General features: G+C 64.9%; 17 protein-coding genes and 1 pseudogene. 5 read left to right on the top strand and 13 right to left on the bottom strand.

The annotated features are described in order from the left end of the window. Positions 1-620 precede the first annotated feature (620 nt). Positions 621-2,228 carry a phytoene desaturase family protein gene (locus tag AAFX91_RS08940; RefSeq protein WP_394566214.1) on the top strand — a complete coding sequence of 536 codons (1,608 nt, stop codon included), beginning with the start codon at positions 621-623 and terminating at the stop codon, positions 2,226-2,228. A 58-nt stretch (positions 2,229-2,286) separates the two neighbouring features. Here AAFX91_RS08940 and AAFX91_RS08945 read toward each other — a convergent pair whose 3' ends face one another. Next, entirely contained in the window at positions 2,287-2,568 is a 282-nt protein-coding gene (locus tag AAFX91_RS08945; protein WP_394566215.1) for a hypothetical protein, read from the bottom strand. Between the two features lie 241 nt (positions 2,569-2,809). Then, on the bottom strand, positions 2,810-3,139 hold the full coding sequence (locus tag AAFX91_RS08950; RefSeq protein ID WP_245476605.1) for an H-NS family nucleoid-associated regulatory protein: 330 nt from the start codon (positions 3,137-3,139) through the stop codon (positions 2,810-2,812). Between the two features lie 623 nt (positions 3,140-3,762). On the opposite strand from AAFX91_RS08950, the gene AAFX91_RS08955 reads away from it, so the two are divergent. Together AAFX91_RS08955 and AAFX91_RS08960 are read left to right on the top strand one after the other, a co-directional pair. Beyond that, on the top strand, positions 3,763-4,650 hold the full coding sequence (locus AAFX91_RS08955; RefSeq protein WP_394566216.1) for a 50S ribosomal protein L11 methyltransferase: 888 nt from the start codon (positions 3,763-3,765) through the stop codon (positions 4,648-4,650). A gap of 47 nt (positions 4,651-4,697) precedes the next feature. Further along, the gene (locus tag AAFX91_RS08960) at positions 4,698-5,159 is read left to right on the top strand and encodes a hypothetical protein (RefSeq protein WP_394566217.1); all 462 of its coding nucleotides are present in this window, start codon (positions 4,698-4,700) and stop codon (positions 5,157-5,159) included. Positions 5,160-5,190: 31 nt separating this feature from the next. On the opposite strand, the gene AAFX91_RS08965 is transcribed toward AAFX91_RS08960, so the two are convergent. Next, positions 5,191-5,376, bottom strand: a complete 186-nt coding sequence (locus tag AAFX91_RS08965; protein WP_130581634.1) for a hypothetical protein — start codon at positions 5,374-5,376, stop codon at positions 5,191-5,193. 290 nt (positions 5,377-5,666) lie between these two features. On the opposite strand from AAFX91_RS08965, the gene AAFX91_RS08970 reads away from it, so the two are divergent. Both AAFX91_RS08970 and AAFX91_RS08975 read left to right on the top strand, forming a co-directional pair. After that, a complete protein-coding gene (locus AAFX91_RS08970; protein WP_394566218.1) occupies positions 5,667-7,496 on the top strand; it encodes an aminopeptidase P family protein in 1,830 nt (609 codons plus the stop codon). 275 nt (positions 7,497-7,771) lie between these two features. Then, positions 7,772-9,049, top strand: coding sequence for a multidrug effflux MFS transporter (locus AAFX91_RS08975; RefSeq protein ID WP_394566219.1), 1,278 nt, complete (start codon positions 7,772-7,774; stop codon positions 9,047-9,049). Positions 9,050-9,195: 146 nt separating this feature from the next. Here AAFX91_RS08975 and ligA read toward each other — a convergent pair whose 3' ends face one another. The 10 genes and pseudogenes from ligA to murB all read right to left on the bottom strand — a co-directional run bounded on the left by ligA (position 9,196) and on the right by murB (position 22,274). Continuing rightward, complete coding sequence (gene ligA / locus AAFX91_RS08980; protein WP_394566220.1) at positions 9,196-11,346, bottom strand: NAD-dependent DNA ligase LigA; 2,151 nt, start codon at positions 11,344-11,346, stop codon at positions 9,196-9,198. A 9-nt stretch (positions 11,347-11,355) separates the two neighbouring features. Then, positions 11,356-13,029, bottom strand: a complete 1,674-nt coding sequence (recN, locus tag AAFX91_RS08985; RefSeq protein WP_130581629.1) for a DNA repair protein RecN — start codon at positions 13,027-13,029, stop codon at positions 11,356-11,358. A gap of 18 nt (positions 13,030-13,047) precedes the next feature. Next, on the bottom strand, positions 13,048-13,944 hold the full coding sequence (locus AAFX91_RS08990; RefSeq protein WP_130581628.1) for an outer membrane protein assembly factor BamD: 897 nt from the start codon (positions 13,942-13,944) through the stop codon (positions 13,048-13,050). A gap of 345 nt (positions 13,945-14,289) precedes the next feature. After that, positions 14,290-15,249 carry a UDP-3-O-acyl-N-acetylglucosamine deacetylase gene (lpxC, locus tag AAFX91_RS08995; RefSeq protein WP_130581627.1) on the bottom strand — a complete coding sequence of 320 codons (960 nt, stop codon included), beginning with the start codon at positions 15,247-15,249 and terminating at the stop codon, positions 14,290-14,292. Positions 15,250-15,601: 352 nt separating this feature from the next. Next, a complete protein-coding gene (gene ftsZ / locus AAFX91_RS09000) occupies positions 15,602-17,386 on the bottom strand; it encodes a cell division protein FtsZ (protein WP_282532383.1) in 1,785 nt (594 codons plus the stop codon). 90 nt (positions 17,387-17,476) lie between these two features. Next, complete coding sequence (gene ftsA / locus AAFX91_RS09005) at positions 17,477-18,796, bottom strand: cell division protein FtsA (RefSeq protein ID WP_130577523.1); 1,320 nt, start codon at positions 18,794-18,796, stop codon at positions 17,477-17,479. Further along, complete coding sequence (locus AAFX91_RS09010; RefSeq protein ID WP_130577524.1) at positions 18,793-19,791, bottom strand: cell division protein FtsQ/DivIB; 999 nt, start codon at positions 19,789-19,791, stop codon at positions 18,793-18,795. The genes ftsA and AAFX91_RS09010 overlap by 4 nt, the downstream gene beginning before the upstream one ends. Beyond that, positions 19,749-20,019 (bottom strand): annotated as a pseudogene (locus AAFX91_RS09015) (D-alanine--D-alanine ligase); the annotation flags it as partial. The gene AAFX91_RS09010 and the pseudogene AAFX91_RS09015, both read right to left, overlap by 43 nt. A 218-nt stretch (positions 20,020-20,237) precedes the next feature. Continuing rightward, a complete protein-coding gene (locus AAFX91_RS09020) occupies positions 20,238-21,245 on the bottom strand; it encodes a D-alanine--D-alanine ligase (protein WP_130577525.1) in 1,008 nt (335 codons plus the stop codon). Positions 21,246-21,353: 108 nt separating this feature from the next. Continuing rightward, positions 21,354-22,274, bottom strand: coding sequence for a UDP-N-acetylmuramate dehydrogenase (gene murB / locus AAFX91_RS09025; RefSeq protein WP_283813501.1), 921 nt, complete (start codon positions 22,272-22,274; stop codon positions 21,354-21,356). Between the last annotated feature and the right edge of the window lies 1 nt (position 22,275).

The raw sequence follows: 22,275 nt of genomic DNA on the forward strand, positions 1-22,275 counted from the left end.
CGAAAAACTTAGCGCCAGCGTCGGGGCGCCAGGACCACACGACTTCGCCGTCCGCTGATGTCACGCTCGTCAGTCGCGACACCCGCGTCCACCGCATCTCACCGCAACGTTCGTGACGATCGCGACCCGCCCCTCATTCGCGCTGAGACGCGCGGAGTTAAATCACTGATTTGCCCGACGGCGAAAGCGGTTTATTTTTCGCTGCAAGGATGGACAGACTTTTGCTGATTTGCCCGACGGGTTGTTATGTCGCACCCAAAGCATCCAGATCGTCATTGCGAGCCAACGGGTCGCGCGAACGCGCGCGCGATGACAGGCTCCGCGAAGCAATCCATAGCGCCGCAAGCGGAGGCATAGATTGCTTCGCTCCGCTCGCAATGACGGGGGGTGTCATTCCGGGGCGTCCGAAGGACGAGCCCGGAATCCATTTCGCCGCTTGCGCCCGTGGATAAATGGATTCCGGGCTCGCGCCAAAAGGCGCGCCCCGGAATGACGGAGAGGTTGGCGGGCTCACGCCGGGAGGCGATCCCTGGAATGACGACCGGGGTGAGTGGCGAAATTACTAGTGGCTTGTGCGCAACGATGGGTTACTGGCAAGCTCCTGAGAAAATGAAGCGGACATGAACGAAACGGACGTCGTCATCATCGGTGCGGGGCACAATGGCCTCACCTGCGCGGCCTATCTCGCGATGGCGGGATTGCGCGTGAAAGTGGTCGAGCGCCGCAAGGTGGTTGGCGGTGCTGCGGTGACGGAGGAATTCCATCCCGGGTTCCGCAACTCGGTCGCGGCCTATACGGTGAGCCTGCTCAACCCCAAGGTCATTGCCGATCTCAGGCTCGCCGGGCACGGCCTGCGAATCGTCGAACGCCGCGCGCAGAATTTTCTGCCCTCCCCCGACGGCAGCCATCTCCTCACCGGCGAAGGCCGCACCACGCAATCCGTCGCCAGGCTCAGCGCGCATGATGCGGAGGAGATCGGCATCTTCTCGCGCCAACTCGAGGCGATCGCCGATGTGCTGCGCCAGTTCGTGCTGCGCGCGCCGCCGAACATCGTCGAGGGGTTTGGCGCGGACGCGCTCCGCGAGGCCTTCAACGCGCTCGGATCCGCCAACCTCTTGCGCAAGCTTTCGCTGGAGCAGCAGCGCGACCTGCTCGACCTCTTCACCCGCTCGGCCGGCGAGATGCTGGACGAGCGGTTCGAGAACGATTTGGTGAAAGCGCTGTTCGGCTTTGACGCCATCGTCGGCAATTATGCGAGCCCCTATGCCGCGGGCTCAGCTTACGTGATGCTGCACCACGCCTTCGGTGAGGTGAATGGCAAGAAGGGCGTCTGGGGCCACGCAGTCGGCGGCATGGGCGCGATCACGCAGGCGATGGCGGCCGCGGCACGCGCGCATGGCGCCGAGATCGAACTGGATGCCGGCGTGCGCGAGGTGATGGTCGAGAACGCCCGCGCCGCCGGTGTCGTGCTCGACAACGGCACCACCATCCGCGCCAGATATGTCGCCGCCAACGTCAATCCGAAACTGCTCTACACGCGGCTGATGCCGGCGGGCGCGCTGGCGCCGGAATTCTTGCAGCGCATGTCGCGCTGGCGCAACGGCTCCGGCACCTTTCGCATGAATGTCGCGTTGAGCGCCCTGCCCTCCTTCACCGCGTTGCCGGGCGCAGGCGACCACCTCACCGCCGGCATCATCATCGCGCCGAGCCTCTCCTATATGGACCGCGCGTGGCTTGATGCGCGCAGCTTTGGCTGGAGCCGCGAGCCGATCGTCGAAATGCTGATCCCCTCGACGCTGGACGACTCGCTGGCGCCGGCTGGGCAGCATGTCGCGAGCCTGTTCTGCCAGCACGTCGCGCCGGAACTGCCCGACGGCAAATCCTGGGACGACCATCGCGATGAGGTCGCCGACCTCATGATCGCGACTGTCGACAGATACGCCCCCGGCTTTGCCGCAAGCGTGATCGGCCGGCAGGTGCTCTCCCCGCTCGACCTGGAGCGGCAATTCGGCCTATTGGGCGGCGATATCTTCCACGGCGCACTGACGCTGAACCAGCTCTTCTCCGCCCGTCCGATGCTCGGCCATGCCGACTACCGCGGCCCCGTGAGGGGGCTCTATCACTGCGGCTCCGGCGCCCATCCCGGCGGCGGCGTCACCGGCGCACCCGGTCACAACGCCGCGCAGGCAATCCTGGGCGATCATCGCTCCCTGTTCGCAAGGCGTTGAAAAGCCTGTGGACGGCCTGTGGATATCAGGTGGAAGCCGATGTGCATCCACCACCCGGTCAGGCTGCCGCGGGCCGCGACATGTCGCGATCGCCGGCAAACAGTGTTTCGAGCAGCCTCACAAGCTGCTCCCGCGCGTGGCCCCCTTGGCTCGGCTGCTCCAGGAATTCCGCGAGCTCGACCTCGTCGGTCTCAATGGCATACCCGGCACCGCGGAAGTCACCCCGCTTCTTTTCGTGCTCGACGAACAGCCGGCGGGTTTCGGTATCGAATGCCAGGCGCCAGCGGTCCTCGTCGACACCTTCAGAGCGCTGATAGAGCGGCCGTCTTAACAGGGACATGGGACCCTCCTTTTTTTGGCAGCCTATCACGACGTCGCTTGCTTCACCTCCTCCCGCTTGCTTGCGAGAGATGGAGCGCAGCATCCATCGCGGCAGCATTTCAACCTGATCGGATCATGCTCTAAGTCTAGGTGGAGAACCCTGTTGAAAACCCCGGTATTCTCGGCTGGCAACTTCTCCATGACGGCCGTGCGACGCTCCAGAAAGCAAAAGCGTCGCGAACTGCGATGACCGATCTGGTTTAGCGCCGCTTGCGGCCGGGGCGATCGATGAGGAAATCGTCCAGCTTGGAGCCGGCACCAAGTCGCTTTGTCAGCCATAGAGGACGTTTGCCGCGACCCGACCACGTCTCTCCAGGGTTTTTCGGGTTCCGATATTTGGGGAGGACTTTTGGATAAGGACGGCGGCTGCGATCGGGTTTCGCAGCTTCGTCAGACGACCGAAGCTTGCGTAGCCGGTCCTCAAGCGTGGCTTTCTCGCTGACTATTCGTTGCGTCAGCTCAGCCGCTACTTGTTCATGGAGCGCCCACAATTGGTCTGTGGACATGGATCGGAAGCCGTTACGTTTCATCGAGTCGCGCCCAGGAATAAATACAGAGCGCACTTACCAATCACGCCGGACGCAAACAAGCGTCTCGGTACCATTTGGCGCATCACTTACAGGGAGAAGTTCCGCTTCCGGTTCTCAAGACATCGGACTCGCGCATTCAAGCGGCTACGATGAAGTCCTGTCCTGATGCTTCGAGGCCGTCCGGACGATGTTTGCCGTCGCCTGGCAAGCGCCCTCGCTTCCGCCTCTCGCACCTGTCGTCGAAGATCGTGAAGTTCAGCAATGCGTTGCGCCATCAGCTTCAAGGTCTTGCGAAGAATTTCGGCCCACGTCCTTTTGCAACCACTCATGATCACTCCCGGACAAAACTACTATAAATTTAATTAAAACAACGGGTTACGATCATGCATTGTTTGGGTGAACTTTCAATTACGGGACAAATACGGAGTTTTGGGCGCACAGGCCCGCCCGCGCAGCCATCTCGGGCCCTTCCGCTCAAGCCGCGGCTGCGCCAATGGAGGTTCGCCTTTTCAGCCGCCCGCGGCTGAGCCGAGCAGAGAGTTCCTCGAAGTTTCGGCTCCCTGCTGATAATGCGATCGTGGTTAATGCTGATGTTCCAGATGAAGTCGAAACGGTCACCCTAAATGCTTCCGAAACCCACCCATCGCGCGAGCCTCGCGCTTCCCGACGAGCAGACCGCCAGGCGGCTGGTCGACGCGCTGACCGAGATATTCTTCGAGGGCGAGACAGCGATTGCCGCGTTCGAGCGGCCGGACGGGCGCTGGGAGGTCACCGCGCATTTTGCCGATGCGCCCGATCAGGCGCTGATGCGCGAGCTCGTCGCCAATGCGGCCGGCGATGACCTTGCCAAGACCATCGCCTTCGACACCGTCGAGGCCAAGGACTGGGTCAAGGCCAGCCTCGAGGACCTCGTCCCCGTCCCCGCCGGGCGCTTCGTCGTGCACGGCCAGCACGACCGCACCCGCGTGCCGCCGAACAAACTCGGCATCGAGATCGAGGCGGCGCTGGCCTTCGGCACCGGCCACCACGGCACCACGCGCGGCTGCCTGCTGCTGCTCGATCACGTGCTGAAGACGCACCATCCGCGCCGCGTGCTCGACCTCGGCACCGGCACCGGTGTGCTGGCGATCGCCGCGGCGAAGGCGCTGCACGGCGCCGTGCTGGCAAGCGACATCGATCCGCCATCGGTCAACGTTGCGCGCGAGAATGCCGAGTTGAACGAGACCGGCCACCTCGTGACGATGATCCGCGCCACCGGCTTCTCGGCGCCGCAATTTTCCGAGCACGGTCCGTTCGACCTCGTGCTCGCAAACATCCTCGCCAATCCGCTGCGGCAATTGGCGGGCCCGATGGCGCGGCATCTCGCGCCTTCCGCGCGCGTGATCCTGTCGGGGCTTTTGACGCATCAGGCGCCAAGCGTGATCGCCGCCTACCGCGCGCGCGGGCTGGTGCCGTTACGGCACCTGAGAATCGAGGGATGGAGCAGCCTGCTGCTGCGCTCGGTTAAGTGAGCCCTCTGGCAAGGGAATGCGGCGATTGCACGCTTTGCTGCAAGGTCATGGCGATCGAGATGCTCGCGAAGCCGGCAGGAGCGTGGTGCCCCGAATGCAAGCCTGGGCGCGGATGCCAGAGCTATGAGAACCGACCGGCCGAGTGCCGATCCTTCAATTGCCTGTGGCTGATCGATCAACGATTCGGACCGCACTGGAAACCGAACAAGTCGAAGCTTGTGCTGACGACCTCGCAGGACGGGATCGAAATCCGGTGCGATCCTGGCTTTCCTGACGCTTGGCGACGGGAGCCGATCCGAAGCGAGATCACAAGGCTCGCTGTTTCCGGCGAGGAGCATGACGTCACGGTGCTGGTTATCATCGGAGCGAAGATGATGCTCGTAGCGCCCGATCGCGAGTTCGATCTGGGTGTCGTCGGACCGCACCAGAGGATCGTTCGGGAACTGGAAGGAAAGCGGGTGATCGGCGCAACCGTGGTGACGGCTTCCGATCTGGACGAACGGATGTGAAATGAACCTCGCGGTCGGTCGCAACAAACGCCTATTCGGCTGCCTTGTTCTTGCCGAGGGCGGTCTCGCTCTTCTCCGCCTTCAGCCGGCGCCTGACGCGCCGTTCGACAAAGCGATCCAGGATCTGGACGATGACACCGCGCTGCTTCTGTTCGATGGGAGCAATCGGGCCGCGGCGGACCGGCGGCGAAATCTTCTCAAAGCTGAAAGCAGGCATCGTGTATCCCCTCGCCGTTGAGTTGAGACACTCCTGGAAGCCTCCCGACATCGTTGTCGAACGGCTTGCCTTGAAAACCGTTCCGTCTTTTCTAGAGCTTCGGTTCTGATTGAATCAGAACCGAAGCTCTAGATTCTTGTTTTGACCCGTTTTCTTCACGCGAACCGGTACCCACTTCGCTCGAAAACGCTCTAAACCTGCATGACGGTATTGAAGCATAACTTATGCCAAATTGTGGCGATATCCGCTTACATTGCGGACCTGTCCACGCAATCATAAAGTGACCAACGATGTCCGAGGCCCATTTCCAGACGTTCGAAGAACCCGAAGGCGGCGTGGCGCTGACGGCGCGGCTGGCCGCGTTCCGCGAGGAATTGGCGCGGCGGAAGCTGACCGGCTTCGTCATTCCCCGCGCCGACCAGCAGCAGAATGAATATGTTGCGCCATCCGAGGAGCGGCTGGCGTGGCTGACCGGTTTTACCGGATCGGCGGGACTTGCGATCGTGCTGATGCAGGAAGCCGCCCTCTTCGTGGATGGACGCTACACGCTGCAGGCGGGCAAGCAGGTCGACCAGAAGGCCTGGCAAATCCAGCCGCTGGTCGATCCGCCGCCGGAACACTGGCTGACAAAACATCTTTCCGCCGGCGACCGCCTAGGATTTGACCCGTGGCTGCACACTTCTGCGGCAGCCGAGCGTCTCGCGGCGGCGTGCGCCAAGGCCGGCGCCGATCTGGTTGCGGTCGACAGCAACCCCGTCGATGCGATCTGGACCGAGCGCCCGCGCCCGCCACTCGGGCCGGTCACCATCCACGGCCTGCGATTCGCCGGCGAGGCCGAGGCCATAAAGCTGGAGCGGATCAGGGACGAGATCAACAAGCTCGGCGTCGACGCGCTGGTGCTGTCGGACAGCCACGCAGTGGCCTGGACGTTCAATATCCGCGGCGCCGACGTCTCGCATACGCCGCTGCCGCTCTCCTACGCGCTGGTGCCGAGAGAGGGCCGGCCGACGGTGTTCATCGATCACCGCAAGCTTTCGAACCTCACGCGCGACCATCTCGAGCAATCCGCCGATGTCGACGAGCCGGACCGGCTCACCATGAAGCTGACCGAGCTCGCGCAGCGCGGCGCCGCGATCGCGCTCGACAATGCTACCGCGGCCGAGGCGCTGAACCGCCTGATCACCACCGCGGGCGGCAAGCCGGTGCGCGGCAGCGATCCGGTGAGCCTGTTGAAGGCCGTGAAGAACGCCGCGGAGATCCAGGGCACGCGAACTGCGCATCAGCGCGACGCGGTGGCGCTGGCGCGCTTCCTGGCCTGGATCGACCGCGAGGCGCCCTCGGGCGGGCTCACCGAGATCGACACCGTCGAGGCGCTGGAGACCTTCCGCCGCGAGACCGGCGCGCTGAAGGATGTTTCATTCCCGACCATCGCCGGCACCGGGCCGAACGGCGCCATCGTGCACTACCGCGTCACCCGCAAGAGCAACCGCCGGATCGCATCCGGCGATCTGCTCTTGATCGATTCCGGCGCGCAATACGAGGACGGCACCACTGACGTCACCCGCACCATCGCGATCGGTGAGCCGACAGCGGAGATGCGCGACCGCTTCACCCGTGTGCTGCGCGGCCATATCGCGATTGCGCGCGCGGCGTTCCCCGACGGCACCACCGGCGCGCAGCTCGACACGCTGGCGCGGCAATATCTCTGGCAGGCCGGCATCGATTTCGAGCACGGCACCGGCCATGGCGTCGGCAGCTATCTTTCCGTGCATGAGGGGCCGGCGAGAATCTCAAAGCTCGGCACCACGCCGCTGAAGCGCGGCATGATCCTCTCCAACGAGCCCGGCTACTACAAGACCGATGCCTACGGCATCCGGATCGAGAACCTCGAGCTCGTGATCGGCATCGACATATCAGGCGCCGAAAAGCCGATGAACGCATTCGAAACGCTGACGCTGGCGCCGATCGACCGCCGGCTGATCGACGTGACGTTGCTGGGCGAGGCCGAGCTGAAATGGCTCAACGACTACCATGCCCGCGTCAAGGCCGAGGTACGCCCGCAGCTCGGCGATGACGCCACGCAACAGTGGCTCGACCGGGCAACAGCGCCGCTGACGTAAGCGCCCGCTATCTTCCCCGTCATTCCCCGCCTTCGGCGAGTCCGATGACAGGCTCCGGCAGGGAATCCAGTACGCCGCGGCGTCGCGGGTCTAATTTCAATCTCCGAAATACTGCATCATTCGCCTTCACGGATGATGACAGTGGAGGCAGGTGCTTGCAGCAAAGGCACCGCTTCATCACCGCCTCCCGGAATCGGCATAGCCGCATGCCGAAACATCCGTATTCGCATCTGCGCATCTCGTTACATTCGCCCCACGAAAGGATGCGTAGCTGAATGCATGGCGTGATGGGCAAGCCGCCCGACGCGGCAACGAAGGACATCGCGACATCGAAGCTCATGCTGCTGTTGCTCGTCGCGATGACGGGCGTGGCGCCGATCTCGCTCTATATGCTGGTGCCGGCGCTGCCGGTGCTGGCGACGACGTTCGGCCGCGACATTTCGATCGCGCAGATGACGGTGTCGCTATTCATGGTCGGCATCGCCTGCTCGCAGCTCATCATGGGCCCGCTGTCGGACAAGTTCGGGCGGCGGCCGGTGCTGCTTGCCGGCCTCGGCCTGATGGTGGTGGCTGGTATCGGAAGCATTTTCGCGGAAACCCTCCCGCAACTGATCGCGGCACGCTTCTTCCAGGCGCTCGGCGGCGCCAGCGGCATGGTGGTGAGCCGCGCCATCATCCGCGATCTCTATAGCCGCGACCGCGTCGGCGCCATGATCAGCCTGGTGATCGCGGTGATGATGATCGCGCAGATGCTGAGCCCCTTGACCGGCGGCCTCTTGGAGACTGCGTTCGGCTGGCGTGCGATCTTCTATGCCATCACCGCGGGCGCGCTGAGCGTTGCCGTCGGCATCGCGCTGGCGCTGCCGGAGACGCGCCGCGTCCGCAGCGACGACAGCAACTTCCGCCGCGATGTCGGCAGCCTGATCAAGAGCCGCGCCTTCATCGGCTATGTGCTGTGCCAGGTGCTGGCCTCGCAGATCATCTTCACCTTCGCCGGCGGCGGCCCCTACATCGTGGTGACCCAGATGGGACGCACCAGCGCCGAATATGGCGCGTGGTTCGCGACCACGGGCTTTGCTTATCTCGTCGGCAATTTGCTCTGCGTGCGCTTCGCGCCGCGTCACTCGCTGGAACAACTGATCTGGTTCGGGCTTGCGCTGCAGCTCGGCGGCAGCCTCCTGAACCTCATCTTTAGCTTCACCGGGGTCAACCAGGCCCCGCTCTGGCTGTTCGGCACCCAGATGATCGTGATGGCCGGCAACGCCTTCGTGATGGCGAACTCGGCGGCCGGCGCGATCAGCGTCCGCCCCGAAGCCGCCGGCACCGCCTCCGGCGCGATGGGATTCCTGCAGCGGGGCGTCGGCTCGCTGGTATCGCAGTTCGGCGCCTATCTCGGTGGCCATTCCACCACCACGCTGCCGCTGACGACCGCGATCCTCATCATCTCGATCGCCTGCGCATCGAGCATGATTTTTCTCGTGCCGAAGCGGAACGTGGTGGTGACCGAGGCACTGATCGAGCGGGCGGAGGAGGACGAAGCGGGGATGATGTAGCCTGGGCGCCCGCCTCAATCACCGCTCGTCATACCCGCGCAGGCGGGTATCCAGTACGCTGCGGCCTCTCCGTATCCCACCGCCTTCTCTGGAATACTGGGTCACCCGCCTTCGCGGGTGACGACGGCAGTGCGTGCGGACCGGGCCTACTCCCCGATCAGCTTCAGCCACTCGTCTTCGGTCAGCACGGCCACGCCGTGCTTCTTCGCTTCCGCGAGCTTCGATCCCGCGCCGGGACCTGCGACCACGTAGTCCGTCTTCTTCGACACTGAGCTTGCCGCCTTCGCGCCCAATCGCTCGGCGGTCGCCTTGGCCTCGTCGCGCGTCATCTTCTCCAGCGAGCCGGTGAACACGACGGTCTTGCCGGCGACCGCCGAATTGCTCTTCGGCTTTTCGGTATCGATGATCTCGTCGAGCTCCTTGACCAGCCGCTCGACGATGCCGCGGTTGTGGCTCTCGCCGAAATAGGCGGCGACGCTCTTGATCACGGTGTCGCCGATCTGGTCGAGCGCATCCATCTCCGCGATCGCTTCCTCGTCACCCTTCGCAACCCGCAGGCAGGCATCGTGGAACGCCTCCCATGAGCCGTAGCCGCGCGCCAGCGCCAGCGCCGTGGTCTCGCCGACATGGCGCATGCCGAGCGCGTAGATGAAGCGCTCCAGCGCGATCCGGCGCCGGCTCTCGATCGCTGCGAACAGGTTGCGCACCGAGGTTTCGCCGTAACCCTCGATCTCTTCGAGCTTGAGCTTCTGGTTGCGCTTGGGCAGCGTGAAGATATCGGCGGGCTCCCGCACCCATTCCTTATCGAAGAAGAATTCGAGCTGCTTCTCGCCGAGCCCATCGATGTCGAAGGCACGGCGCGAGACGAACAGTTTCAGGTGCTCGATCTTCTGGAACGGACAGGCGAACTCGCCGGTGCAGCGGGCGCGCGCACCCTCCTCGCCGGTCGCGGTCTCCTCGCGCACGACGTCGGTATGCAGCGGGCACGGGCACTTCTTCGGGAAGTGAAACTCTTTGGCGTTCTTCGGCCGCTTGTCGATGACGACGTCGACCACTTGCGGGATCACGTCGCCGGCGCGCTGGACCACGACTGTATCGCCGATCCGGATGTCGCGCCCCTCGCGCAACTGCTCGCCGTGACCGCCGATGCCCTTGATGTAATCCTCGTTGTGCAGCGTGACGTTCTGCACGATGACGCCGCCGACGCCGACCGGCTCGAGCTTGCCGACCGGCGTGAACGAGCCGGTGCGCCCGACCTGGATCTCGATATCGCGCAGCACGGTCATCGCCCGTTCGGCCGGGAATTTATGCGCGATCGCCCAGCGCGGCGTGCGCGAGATAAAACCGAGCCGCTCCTCCCAGTCGATGCGGTCGACCTTGTAGACAACGCCATCAATATCGTAGTCGAGCTCGGCGCGCTGCTCCTCGATCTTGTGATGGAAGGCAAGCAGCTCATCGACCGAGTGACAGAGCTTGGTCAGCGGATTGGTCTTGAAGCCGCAGCGCTCGAACCAATGGATCATGCCGGTCTGCGTGTCCTCCGGCATCGCGCTCATCTGGCCCCAGGCATAGGCGAAGAAGCCGAGCGGCCGCGAAGCGGTGATGCCAGGGTCCTTCTGACGCAACGAGCCCGCGGCCGAATTACGCGGATTGGCGAAGACGGTATCGCCGGCGGCCTTCTGGCGTTCGTTGAGCGCAAGGAAGGCCTTCTTGGTCATGTAGACTTCGCCGCGCACCTCGCAGATCTCGGGCACGTTGCGGCCCTTCAGCCTCTCGGGGACATCCTCGAGCGTCCGGATGTTGGCGGTGACGTCTTCGCCCTCGGCGCCATCGCCGCGGGTCGCGGCTGTGACGAGCTCGCCGCCCTCATAGCGCAGCGACATCGACAATCCGTCGATCTTCGGTTCGGCGGAGAAATCGATCTTGTCGTCACCGAGCCGCAGGAAGCGCACGATACGATCGACGAAGTCGCGCACGTCGCTCTCGGCAAAGGCGTTGTCGAGCGACAGCATCGGCAGCGAATGCCGCACTTTCTTGAAGCGTCCCGACGGTGCGGCGCCGACCTTCTGCGATGGCGAATCAGGGGTGACGAAGTCGGGAAAGCGTTTCTCGATCGCGTTGTAGCGCTGGCGCAGCGCGTCATACTCGGCGTCGGTGACGGTGGGCGCGTCTTCCTGGTAATAGCGCCGGTCGTGCGCCTCCAGTTCGAGCGCGAGCCGCGTATGCTCGACCTTGGCCTGCGCCTTGGTGAGCTTGTCGACGTCGGGAAGTGCGCGCGCTTTTGCTGCCTTGGCCATGGCGCGAGATCAGGCGGTGGCCGCGCGCAACAGGCGCTCCGCGGCCGCGCGCGCTTCGGCGGTGATCTCGGCGCCGGCGAGCATGCGGGCGATTTCCTCGCGGCGGTGGTCGGCGGCGAGCGCGTTGACGCGGGTGGCGACGCGCTTGCCCTTGTCGAGCGCGTCCTTGGAAATGAGCAAATGCTGGCTGGCGCGGGCTGCGACCTGCGGCGCATGCGTGACCGCCATCACCTGCACCTTGTCGGCCAGCCGCGACAGCCGCCCACCGATCGCATCCGCCACAGCGCCGCCAACGCCGGTGTCGATCTCGTCGAACACCAGCGTCGGCGCCGAGCCACGGTCGGACAGCACGACCTTCAGCGCCAACAGGAAGCGCGACAGCTCGCCGCCGGAAGCGACCTTCATCAGCGGCCCCGGCTTTGTCCCCGGATTGGTCTGGACCCAGAACTCGACGCGGTCGATGCCTTCCGGCCCGGGCGAGGCCGCATCGGTCTCGACCTGCGTCATGAACTTCGCGCGCTCGAGCTTCAGCGGCGCCAGTTCGGCGTTAACGGCCTTGTTGAGCTTTTCGGCGGATTTGGTCCGCGCCATCGACAGTTTGGCTGCCGCGGCAGCATAGCGCTTGTCGGTCTCTTCAGCCGCGGCCTCGAGCTTCTTCAACCGATCGGCGCCGGCATCGATCAGCGCAATGTCGGCGGCATATTTGCTGGCGAGTGCGGCCAATCCATCGACCGGCGTCGCATATTTGCGCGAGGCGGCGCGCAGCGCGAACAGGCGCTCTTCGATGCGCTCGAGCTCGGCCGGATCGAAGTCGGCCGCCGCAAGCGCAGCGTTGAGGTGCTGATCGGCCTCTTCGAGCGCGTTGATGGCGGCATCGATCGCCTTCACCGCGGGCTCGACCAGTGACGGCGAGCTGCCAGCGCGGCGCTCAAGGCGGCGCACAGCGGCCGACAGCGCGGCCACCGGCGAATGAGGGCCCGAGATCGCCTCCTGCGCTTCGCGCAGATCGGTAGCGATCTTCTCGCCCTGCATCATGGTGGTGCGGCGGTTGGCGAGCTCGGTCTCCTCACCGTCCTTCGGCGCCAGCGTCTTCAGTTCCTGCGAGGCGTGGCGCAGATAATCGGCCTCGCGCGCGGCGCGTTCCATGCCGGCGCGATGCTCCTCCAGCGCGGCGTTGGCGCTGCGCCGTGCCTCCCACAGCGATTCCAGCGCCGCCACATCCTTCTCGAGCCCCGCAAAGGCGTCAAGCAGCCGCCGGTGGGTCGAGGCATCGACCAGGGCGCGCTCGTCATGCTGGCCGTGAATCTCGACCAGCGCGGCGCCCACCGCCTTCAGGGTCTGCACAGAGATCGCCTGGTCGTTGATGAAGGCGCGGGTGCGGCCATCGGCGAGCTGCACGCGGCGCAGGATCATCTCGCCGTTGTCGTCGAGCCCGTTATCGGCCAGCAGCTTTGCCGCCGGGTGATTCTTCGGCACGTCGAAGGTCGCCGTCACCTGCCCCTGCTCGGCGCCGTGCCGCACCAGCCCGGCATCGCCGCGGCCGCCAAGGGCCAGCGCAAATGCATCGAGCAGGATCGATTTGCCCGCGCCGGTTTCGCCGGTCAGCACCGCCAAACCACGGGAGAATTCGATATCGAGCCGTTCGATCAGGACGATGTCACGGATCGACAGACGCGCCAGCATGTGAGGACTATTCCAGGCCTATAATATCTTCTTGAAGGTCCTGCTGATCCAGGAACCCTGATTCTCGCTCGGCTCGAGACCGCCGGACTTTACTAGATTATAGGCGTCCTTGTACCAGCGGCTGTCAGGAAAATTGTGCCCAAGCACAGCGGCGGCGGTCTGCGCCTCGCTCGGGATGCCGATCGCCATATAGGCCTCGGTGAGCCGCGCCAAGGCCTCCTCGACATGCCGCGTGGTCTGATACTGCGTGACCACGGTCTTGAAGCGATTGATCGCGGCAGTGAAGTCCCGCCGCTCCATGTAATAGCGACCGACATTCATCTCGCGGCCAGCGAGCTGGTCGCGCGCGCCCTCGAGCTTGGCCTTGGCGGAGGTCGCATATTCCGAGGTCGGATATTTGCGAATCACCTCTTCCAGCGCCGCGATCGCCTTCTCGGTGCGGGTCTGGTCGCGGGTGATGTCCGGGATCTGGTCGTAATGCGAGGCCGCGATCAGGTATTGCGCGTAGGCCGCGTCCGGACTGCCGGGATGCAAGGTGACGTAACGTGTCGCCGACCCGATGCAGGTATCGTAGTCGCCCTGCTGGTAGGAGGAATAGGCCGACATCAGGAGCGATTTGCGCGCCCAATCGGAATAGGGATGCTGACGGTCCACCTCCTCGAACTTCTTCGAGGCCGCACGAGGATCCTTGCGCTGGTTCATCAGGTACAAGCCCTCATTGTAGAGCTTGTCCGCGGGCTCCTCGTTGAAGGTGTCGTCCTTGGCCAGGAACTTGTCCCACAGCGGACCGGTGCCGCAACCACCCAACGGCAGCGCCAGCACGATCAGGCCCGCGGCCAGCCGCAACAATGATGCCCCTCCGGCGCGGCCGGCTGATGAGGTGCATGATTCGTGCGTGCTACGCGATAACGGCATGAATGTGAGAACCCGGCGCCTTGGAAGCGATTGATGGCGATCTGTCCACGAACGAGGCCATGGACGGAAATTTTCCCCGCGCCTGTGCTGCCCCGTGCAACCGCAGGCCTGTCTAGCCGAAAAACGACCCTCGACCAACCGAATACGGAGCCATTTCGCCCGGATTAAGGCGGCCCCAAGACGGTCACTATCGGCTGTGGTTACTATGGAAATTGCGAGAGCATTTTCGGTTCTGATGGAATCAGAACCGAAGCTCTAGATTCTTGTTTTGACCCGTTTTCTTCATGCGAACCGGTGCCCACTTCGCTCGAAAACGCTCTAGAAAACGCTAACGGAAAGCGGTGTTTAGGACACGTCCGGGCCATAGGCCGGGGCGATCAGGCCGCCGACAGTGGCACTCCCGGCCTCGGCAACGGTGCGGGAACGGCGCGCGGTTTCCGATTCGACCACCCGCCACGCGCTGCGATCGGAAAGCAGCGCGGTCAGCGCGGCATGGTTCAGCTTGTGGCCGCCGCGAACCGAGCGATAGGCGCCCAGGATCGGCAGGCCGGCCAGCGCGAGATCGCCGACCACGTCCAGCACCTTGTGGCGGACGCATTCGTCGCGGAAGCGCAGGCCTTCGGCGTTGAGCAGGCGGGTCTCGTCGAACACCACCGAGTTCTCGAAAGAGGCGCCGAGCGCGAAACCTGCGCTCCACAGCCGCGCCACGTCATTCATGCAGCCGAAGGTGCGGGCACGCGAAATCTCGCGGCGGAAGCTCTCAGCGGAAAGATCGAAACAGTAGCTCTGGCGGCCGATCAAGGGATTGGCAAAGTCGATCTCGACTTCGGCACGGAAGCCGCCGGCAAAGGGACGGAACTCACCGAAGCAGTCGCCGATCGCGACCTGCACCGGCTTCAGCACCTGGAGAACGCGGCGGGCGGCGGATTGGGTGACAATACCGGCCTGATCGACCGCGGCGACGAAGGCCGAAGCGCTGCCGTCCATGATCGGCACTTCCGGACCGTCGATTTCGATCGTGGCGTTGTCGACGCCCATGCCGCGCAGCGCAGCCAGCACGTGTTCGGCGGTCGATACCAGCGGCCCCTCGCGGTCGCCCAGGACGGTCGCGAACTCGGTCGCGATCACGGCATCAGCGGCGGCGTGAACTTCGCGGTCGGCCCCGTCGAGACCCGTCCGGATAAAAGTATAGCCCGCGTCAACGGGAGCAGGTCCAATGGTAAGGCTGACCGGTAAACCGGAGTGAACGCCGACGCCCGTCACGGTGGCCTGCGACCGAAGCGTTGTTTGACGGCTTAATTTCATCCGATATGCGCCCACACTACCCGACGTAACCTAAGACGAGGCGGCCTTACTTCCCCAACCGACTCGCTTAGGCATCCCCAAAGTTGGACAGACCATAGTCACCGCCCGAGAGCGTACAACTCACGCTTCTTTACCGATTGTTACCCCATCTCCGCCGCAATCGCGCCAAGGCTTAACCAAATTACGGAGCGGCCGGACACCCTTTCGGCACCATGACCAAGTCATGGAATACCTGATTAATCATTTAATTTCAGTTACTTGTTTGCCGGGCTATGACCACGGAGACGGTTAAAGAAAAGAGCCCCGGCGGGTTCCGCCGGGGCTCTTTGAATGATCAGGATTGTAACAAAGCTCAGTTTGCCTGCCGGCGCAGGAAGGCCGGGATATCAAGATGGTCATCTCCCTGTGGCGTCGGCGCAACAGGTGCCGGCCGGCCGTGGGGATCCAAACCTTGCGGCGCGGGACGCTTCGCATACTCAGATACCGGGTCGTGCGCCGCGATCTGCTGCGCCACGTTACGCTGCGGCTTGCGCTCGGGTAGCGGCGGCATGGCCGGACCGGAGGCGCGGGCCGCGACCGGGGGCTCGCTCTCCTCCTCGCGGCGGCCGAGGCCGACATTGGCGAGCCGCTGCAAGAGCGACAGGCGGGTCTTCTGCGGATGTTCCTCCTCGGCCTCGCCACGGGCCTGGCGAATCTCGGCCTGGGCCGGCATCGGCAGGTCCTCGAACTTCGGCATCCGCGGCGTGCGCACCGGCGGCCGCTCGGCGGTCGGCGGAATGAAGTTTTCCGGCGTCGCCGGCTCGTGGGCTTCGACCCTGGTCGCTTCCGGATCGGGGAACAGGGTCGGCTTCTGCGCGATCGGGCGGACGGTGACGTCGCCATAGGACGCCGGTTGCATCGGCGCGGCCTGCTGTTCCGGCGACACGGCGGCGGCGATGGCGGCGAGCGCGGCACGCTCGACGCTGCCCTGCTGGCGCAGCGGCGGCGGCGCGGCAGGTGCCGGCGCGGCCATCGGAGCGCCGCCGGCTTCCAGCTTATGGGCACGTTCGGCCAGGCGCTGGTTGTCGGCGCGCAGCCGGGCGGTCAGGTCGGCGAGCCGGCTCTCGGGCGAACCGTTGCCGGCCGGCGCAGGCGCAGCGGGAGCCGCGGCGGCGGCGTTGCGGGCGATCGCGGCCTGCTCGATGCCGGTCGCAACCACGGATACGCGGATGATGCCGTCGAGCGTCTCGTCGAAGGTGGCGCCGACGATGATGTTGGCGTCGGGGTCGACCTCCTCACGGATGCGGGTGGCGGCCTCGTCTACTTCGAACAGGGTGAGATCCTTGCCGCCGGTGATCGAGATCAGGAGGCCCCTGGCACCCTTCATCGAGGAGTCGTCGATCAGCGGATTGGCAATCGCGGCCTCGGCGGCGGTGAGCGCGCGCTTCTCACCGGTCGCCTCGCCCGTGCCCATCATCGCCTTACCCATCTCGCGCATCACGGCGCGGACGTCGGCGAAGTCGAGGTTGATCAGGCCTTCCTTGACCATCAGGTCGGTGATGCAGGCAACGCCCGAGTAGAGCACCTGGTCGGCCATCGCAAAAGCGTCGGCGAAGGTGGTCTTCTCGTTGGCGACCCGGAACAGGTTCTGGTTCGGGATGATCAGCAGGGTGTCGACCACCTTGTGCAGCTCGGAGATGCCGTTCTCGGCGGTGCGCATGCGGCGCTGGCCTTCAAAGTGGAACGGCTTGGTCACCACACCGACGGTGAGGATGCCCATCTCGCGAGCGGTCTTGGCGATCACGGGAGCGGCGCCGGTGCCGGTGCCGCCGCCCATGCCGGCGGTGACGAACACCATGTTGGCGCCGGTGAGGTGATCACGGAGTTCGTCGATGACCTCCTGCGCGGCGGCTGCGCCGACATCCGGCTGCGAGCCGGCGCCGAGGCCCTGGGTCACCTGCGTGCCCATCTGGATGATGCGTTGCGCCTTCGACATGGTCAGCGCCTGCGCGTCCGTGTTGGCGACGACGAAATCGACGCCCTGCAGCCCGGCGGTGATCATGTTGTTGACGGCATTGCCGCCCGCGCCACCGACGCCGAAGACGGTGATCCGCGGTTTCAGCTCGCTGATGTCAGGAGGGGTCAGATTGAGTGCCATGGTTGCCTCTCGATTACGCGCGCGCGTAGGTTCGCCCCGGCCTGCGGCCGCGGGAGCTGGTGAAAATCCTGTGGGCCTTATGAGTGGTCATCAGAAGCCCTCGCGAAGCCATCGTCCGACCTTTCCGAAATAACCGTCAGTCCCTGTCTTGAGCTGCCGCGTGTGCCGCGGTTCGACATGTTCAAGGTGAGCGTATTGCGGATAGACCAGAAGCCCGGTGGGCACCGCGAACGACGGACCCTTGGCCTCGTTGGGCAGACGGCCGAAGCCGAGCGGACGGCCGATCCGCACCGGCCGATTGAGAATGCGGGTGGCGAGTTCGATCATGCCGGTGAGCTGCGAGGCGCCGCCGCTCAGCACGACCCGCGCCCTCGGCTCTGCCGCAAACGGGGAAGCCTTGAGCCGGTCCCGGACCATCTCAAAAATCTCCTCGGCGCGATGCCGGACGATGTTCGCAATCGTGGCGCGGGAGACGATCTGCGGCGTGTCGCGTTCGTCGCCGGCGGTCGGGACCGACATCAGCTCGCGCGCATCCGAGCCGCCGGTCAGCACGGTGCCGTATAAAGTCTTGATTCGCTCGGCATCCGCAATGCATGCGCCGATGCCGCGCGCAAGATCCATCGTGATGTGTTGCCCGCCGAGCGCAAATCCCGACGCGTGCACGAAGCGTCCCCCCGAATAGGTCGCGATCGTGGTCGAGCCGGCGCCCATCTCGACCACGGCGGCGCCGAGATCGGCTTCATCATCGGTGAGCACCGAGAGGCCGGCGACATAGGAGCTCGCCGCCATCGCCTCGACGTTGAGGTGGCAACGCTCGACCACGAGCATCAGGTTCTTGGCGACGGTGGCGTCGGCCGTGACGACATTCATGTCGACGCCGAACTGACTCGCCACCATGCCGCGCGGGTCGCGGATGCCCTTGACGCCGTCGAGTGCGTAGCCGACTGGCAGCGCGTGCAGCACGGTCCGCCCGTGGGCGGTCGCGTGGATCATGCCGGCCGTGGTGACGCGGCTGATATCGGCTTCCGTCACCGAGCCGCCGCGAATGTCGGCGGCAGCCTCGACGAGCTGGCCGGCGGGCCGGCCGCCGGCGACCGGCAGCAGCACGGATTCGACTCGGACCTTGGCCATGCGCTCGGCCAGCGCCACCGCATGACGCACCGCCTTCTCGCATTCGGCAAGATCGACCACCGCGCCGGCCTTGACGCCGCGCGACTGGATCTGGCTGTAGCCGATCAATTCCACCGCATGGGTGCGGCCGCGCAGGGCTTCGCTCGGCGGCGACGGCTTCAGCCGCGCGATCATGCAGGCGATCTTGCTGGTGCCGATATCGAGCGAAGCCACCAGCGCAGTGCGCTTGTGGGCCATCGGGCGCGTCTTCGGCGTCAGATTGCGATCCAGGACGGTCATGCGTCACCGCCCTTCTTCTTGGACTTCTTGTCCTTGAACAGCTCTTCGCGCGCCTTTGCCGCTTCCTCGGCCAGTTGCACCGTCAGCCGGTCAGGCAGGCGCATGTCGACGGCGACGATGTCGCGCGAGAACAGCCGGTCTTCCTTGTCGAGCTTGGAGAGCGCGGCGAGCGCATTGCCGACGTCGTTCTCGGGCAGGCGGATGTCGAGCCCATCCTTGAGCCGCAGATTCCAGCGCCGTTCGCCAACGAAGATCGCGGCCTTGGTCACCGAACGCACCTGCGGATAGCGGTCGAGCAGCGCCAGGAAGTCCTTGGCCCTGGTCTCGGCCCCCTTGCCGACCACGAGCGGCAACGTGAGGAAGCGGCGCGACACGTAGGGCTCGAGGACCGCGCCATCATCCGCGACTACGGACAGGCGCCCATCCTGCTGCCACAGCGCGAAAGCCTTGCGCTCGACGATGTCGATCTGGAGCTGGCCCGGATACAGCTTCAGGATCGTCGCGTCGGCGATCCAGGGATTGGCCTTCAGCCGATCGCGCACGGTCGCGGCATCCAGGAACAGCAGCGAGGAGCGACCGTTGACGCCGCCGATCGCCAGCACCTCGTCCTGGCTCAACTGCTTGCGGCCGTTGATGGCCACCGTGGTGATTCGGAAGCCCGCCGAGTTGGCGAGCGCATTGCGCGCATCCGAAAGCCCTGTGACGAATTCGTCGACATGGCCGCCCTTGACGATGCCGAGGCCGGCGCTGCCGAGCAGGATGAAGACGGTGGCGGCAAGACCGACGCGGCGCGGCAGATAGCGCTCGACCAGAAGGATGAAGCGGCTCGGCGGATCGCGATCGATCACCGGCGGGGCGCGGCGGGTACGACGACGGGCACGACGGTGGGCAAAATACTCGCGCAGCAGCACCGCCGCTCCAATAGCGGCTGCTTTCAGGTCAGCTTCGGGCCTCAGCGATCGCAGTGATCGAGTGAGGCGGCCTGCACCATCCATTGCACGAGCTCGTCAAACCTTCTGCCCGCAACACGTTTGCGGGTCCTGGCGCACACAACGTCTCGGTGATGCCGGCCTGGGTGTCGAAGCCAGTAAGAAAGGCCCCCTGTCCCTCGTTACGCGTGTCGAAGTGAAAGTTCCCGCGACAGCTCACGCCCGGCAGCCAAGCGCTACATGCGCCGCCGGCGTTAACCTTCGGACTTCCTGGTAAACAAAAGGTAAAAGCGGTTAACGCGGAACGCGTTTTGATGAGCAATGTGCGTAGTTTGCCACGCAATCCTTAGGATTTTAGCAATCGCCCGGGGTTCCCGATTCGGCACGGAACCAGTTCCGGGTGCTTTTAGACGCGCGGGATACTCCCCCGTCATTCCGAGGCGATGCGAAGCATCGAGCCCGGAATCCATTTCGCCGCTTGCGCCCGTAGCCCGATGGATTCCGGGTTCGCGCTACGCGCGCCCCGGAATGACGGAAGGACTTGTCCGCCGCCTGGCCAATTCGATCTGCTCTTGCAGGAAATCGACGAACTCGATGCCCTGCGCCTTGAGCGCCTTCGGATAGAGCGAGGCCTTGGTCAGCCCCGGCAGCGTATTGGTCTCAAGATAGATCGGGCCCTTGGCGGAGACGATGAAGTCGGTGCGGGAATAGCCGGCGCAGGACAACGCCCGGTGGGCGCGGAGCGCGAGGTCCATGATCGCGGCGCTGATATCAGGCGAAAAGCGCCCGGGGCAGATCTCCTGGGTCGATTTGAGCAGGTATTTTGCGGTGTAGTCGAACGCGCCCTCCGCCGGCACGATCTCGATCGGCGGCAGCGAGAAGATTGCGCCGTCGGACCGCTCCAGCACGCCGCAGGTTGCCTCCACGCCCGCAACGAACGGCTCGATCAGATATTCCTCCGTCGCGGCGGCGTTGCGGACGGCGACGATGTCCTGCTTCGCGTTGACGAAGATCAGGCCGTAGCTTGATCCGTCGCGCGCAGGCTTGGCGATCAGCCTGCCGTATTCGGCGAAGGCAGCGTCGATCTCGTCGAGGGCGATGCCGCTCGGCGCCGGCACGCCCGCAATCGCCGCGAATCGCTTCGCCGCGACCTTGTCGAAGGCGAGATGCGAGGACGCCGAGCTGGAGCCGGTGAAGGGGATGCCGCGCATCTCGCACATCGCCTGCAATTCGCCGTTCTCCGCGCTGCCACCGTGCAGGCCAAGCACCAGCACGCGATCCTCGCGGGCGGCCTGGTCGAGCGCCTGCGCGAGCGGGATGCCGCGCGTGCCGGGCCTGAACTCGTCCTGGAAGGGCCTCACATGTTCGAGAAGCTGCTCGGACCGCACGACATGGACATTGTCAGCCACGTCCCAGAACCAGAGATCGGCCTCCGGCAAAGCCTGGTGCAGCGCCTGCGCGCTTGCCACCGAGACGAGGCGTTCCTTGTTGCTGCCGCCGAAGAGAATGGTCGTTCGCATCGCTGTTGCCTTCAGTCATTCCGGGATGGTCCGACAGGACCAGACCCGGAATCTTCTCTCCGTATAAGCTCTGGATTCCGGGTTCGCGCTTCGCGCGCCCGGGAATGACTACGGAATCCCGATTCGCTTGATTTCCCAGTGTAACTCGATTCCCGACGTCTCTTTCACCCGCTGCCGCACGGTTTCGCCGAGCGTCTCGATATCGCGTCCGGTGGCATTGCCGGTGTTGATCAGGAAATTGCAGTGCATCTCCGAGACCTGGGCGCCGCCGACGCGCAAGCCGCGGCAGCCGGCGGCATCGATCAATTTCCAGGCGCTGTTGCCCGGCGGGTTCTTGAACGTCGAGCCGCCGGTCTTCTCGCGAATCGGCTGCGCGGTCTCGCGGTGGGCCTGCACCTCGTTCATGCGCGCGCGGATCGCCTCGGGCGCAGTGATCCTGCCGCGAAAGCGCGCGGAGGTGAAGATGATCGAGGGATCGACGCCGCTGCTGCGATAGACGAATTTCATGTCGGAATTGGTGAACACATGCTTGTTGCCGTCGCGGCCGATTCCGGTGGCATCCAGCAGCACATCCTTGGTCTCGCCGCCGTTGGCGCCCGCATTCATGCGCAGCGCACCGCCGACGGTGCCGGGGATGCCGAAGAAAAACTCCATGCCGCCGATATCAGCCGCAGCCGCCGTCTCCGCCACGCGCTTGTCGAGCGCTGCGGCGCCGGCGCTCACGATGTCGCCTTCGGCCCTGGTCTCGCCGAATGCGCGCGGCGCGAGGCGAATCACGACGCCCGGCATGCCGCCGTCGCGCACGATCAGGTTCGAGCCGACGCCGACGACATAGACAGGCAACTCCTGCGGCAAGCGCGCCTGGAAATAAGCAAGGTCGTCTTCGTCCGCCGGCGTGAACAGCACCTGCGCCGGTCCGCCGACGCGAAACCAGGTCAATTCCGCCAGCGACTGGTTCGCCAGCAGCCGCCCGCGCAGTTCCGGCATCGCGGCTTTCAGCTCTGGCGTGATGTCGGGGAAACCGGCCACG

The organism is Bradyrhizobium sp. 31Argb (assembly GCF_043638955.1).
GTDB lineage: Bacteria > Pseudomonadota > Alphaproteobacteria > Rhizobiales > Xanthobacteraceae > Bradyrhizobium.

Coding starts and splice junctions, on each gene's coding strand:
- AAFX91_RS08940 (WP_394566214.1), top strand. CDS start 621: ATGAACGAAACGGACGTCGTCATCATCGGTGCGGGGCACAATGGCCTC.
- AAFX91_RS08945 (WP_394566215.1), bottom strand. CDS start 2,568: ATGTCCCTGTTAAGACGGCCGCTCTATCAGCGCTCTGAAGGTGTCGAC.
- AAFX91_RS08950 (WP_245476605.1), bottom strand. CDS start 3,139: ATGAAACGTAACGGCTTCCGATCCATGTCCACAGACCAATTGTGGGCG.
- AAFX91_RS08955 (WP_394566216.1), top strand. CDS start 3,763: ATGCTTCCGAAACCCACCCATCGCGCGAGCCTCGCGCTTCCCGACGAG.
- AAFX91_RS08960 (WP_394566217.1), top strand. CDS start 4,698: ATGGCGATCGAGATGCTCGCGAAGCCGGCAGGAGCGTGGTGCCCCGAA.
- AAFX91_RS08965 (WP_130581634.1), bottom strand. CDS start 5,376: ATGCCTGCTTTCAGCTTTGAGAAGATTTCGCCGCCGGTCCGCCGCGGC.
- AAFX91_RS08970 (WP_394566218.1), top strand. CDS start 5,667: ATGTCCGAGGCCCATTTCCAGACGTTCGAAGAACCCGAAGGCGGCGTG.
- AAFX91_RS08975 (WP_394566219.1), top strand. CDS start 7,772: ATGCATGGCGTGATGGGCAAGCCGCCCGACGCGGCAACGAAGGACATC.
- ligA (WP_394566220.1), bottom strand. CDS start 11,346: ATGGCCAAGGCAGCAAAAGCGCGCGCACTTCCCGACGTCGACAAGCTC.
- recN (WP_130581629.1), bottom strand. CDS start 13,029: ATGCTGGCGCGTCTGTCGATCCGTGACATCGTCCTGATCGAACGGCTC.
- AAFX91_RS08990 (WP_130581628.1), bottom strand. CDS start 13,944: ATGCCGTTATCGCGTAGCACGCACGAATCATGCACCTCATCAGCCGGC.
- lpxC (WP_130581627.1), bottom strand. CDS start 15,249: ATGAAATTAAGCCGTCAAACAACGCTTCGGTCGCAGGCCACCGTGACG.
- ftsZ (WP_282532383.1), bottom strand. CDS start 17,386: ATGGCACTCAATCTGACCCCTCCTGACATCAGCGAGCTGAAACCGCGG.
- ftsA (WP_130577523.1), bottom strand. CDS start 18,796: ATGACCGTCCTGGATCGCAATCTGACGCCGAAGACGCGCCCGATGGCC.
- AAFX91_RS09010 (WP_130577524.1), bottom strand. CDS start 19,791: ATGGATGGTGCAGGCCGCCTCACTCGATCACTGCGATCGCTGAGGCCC.
- AAFX91_RS09020 (WP_130577525.1), bottom strand. CDS start 21,245: ATGCGAACGACCATTCTCTTCGGCGGCAGCAACAAGGAACGCCTCGTC.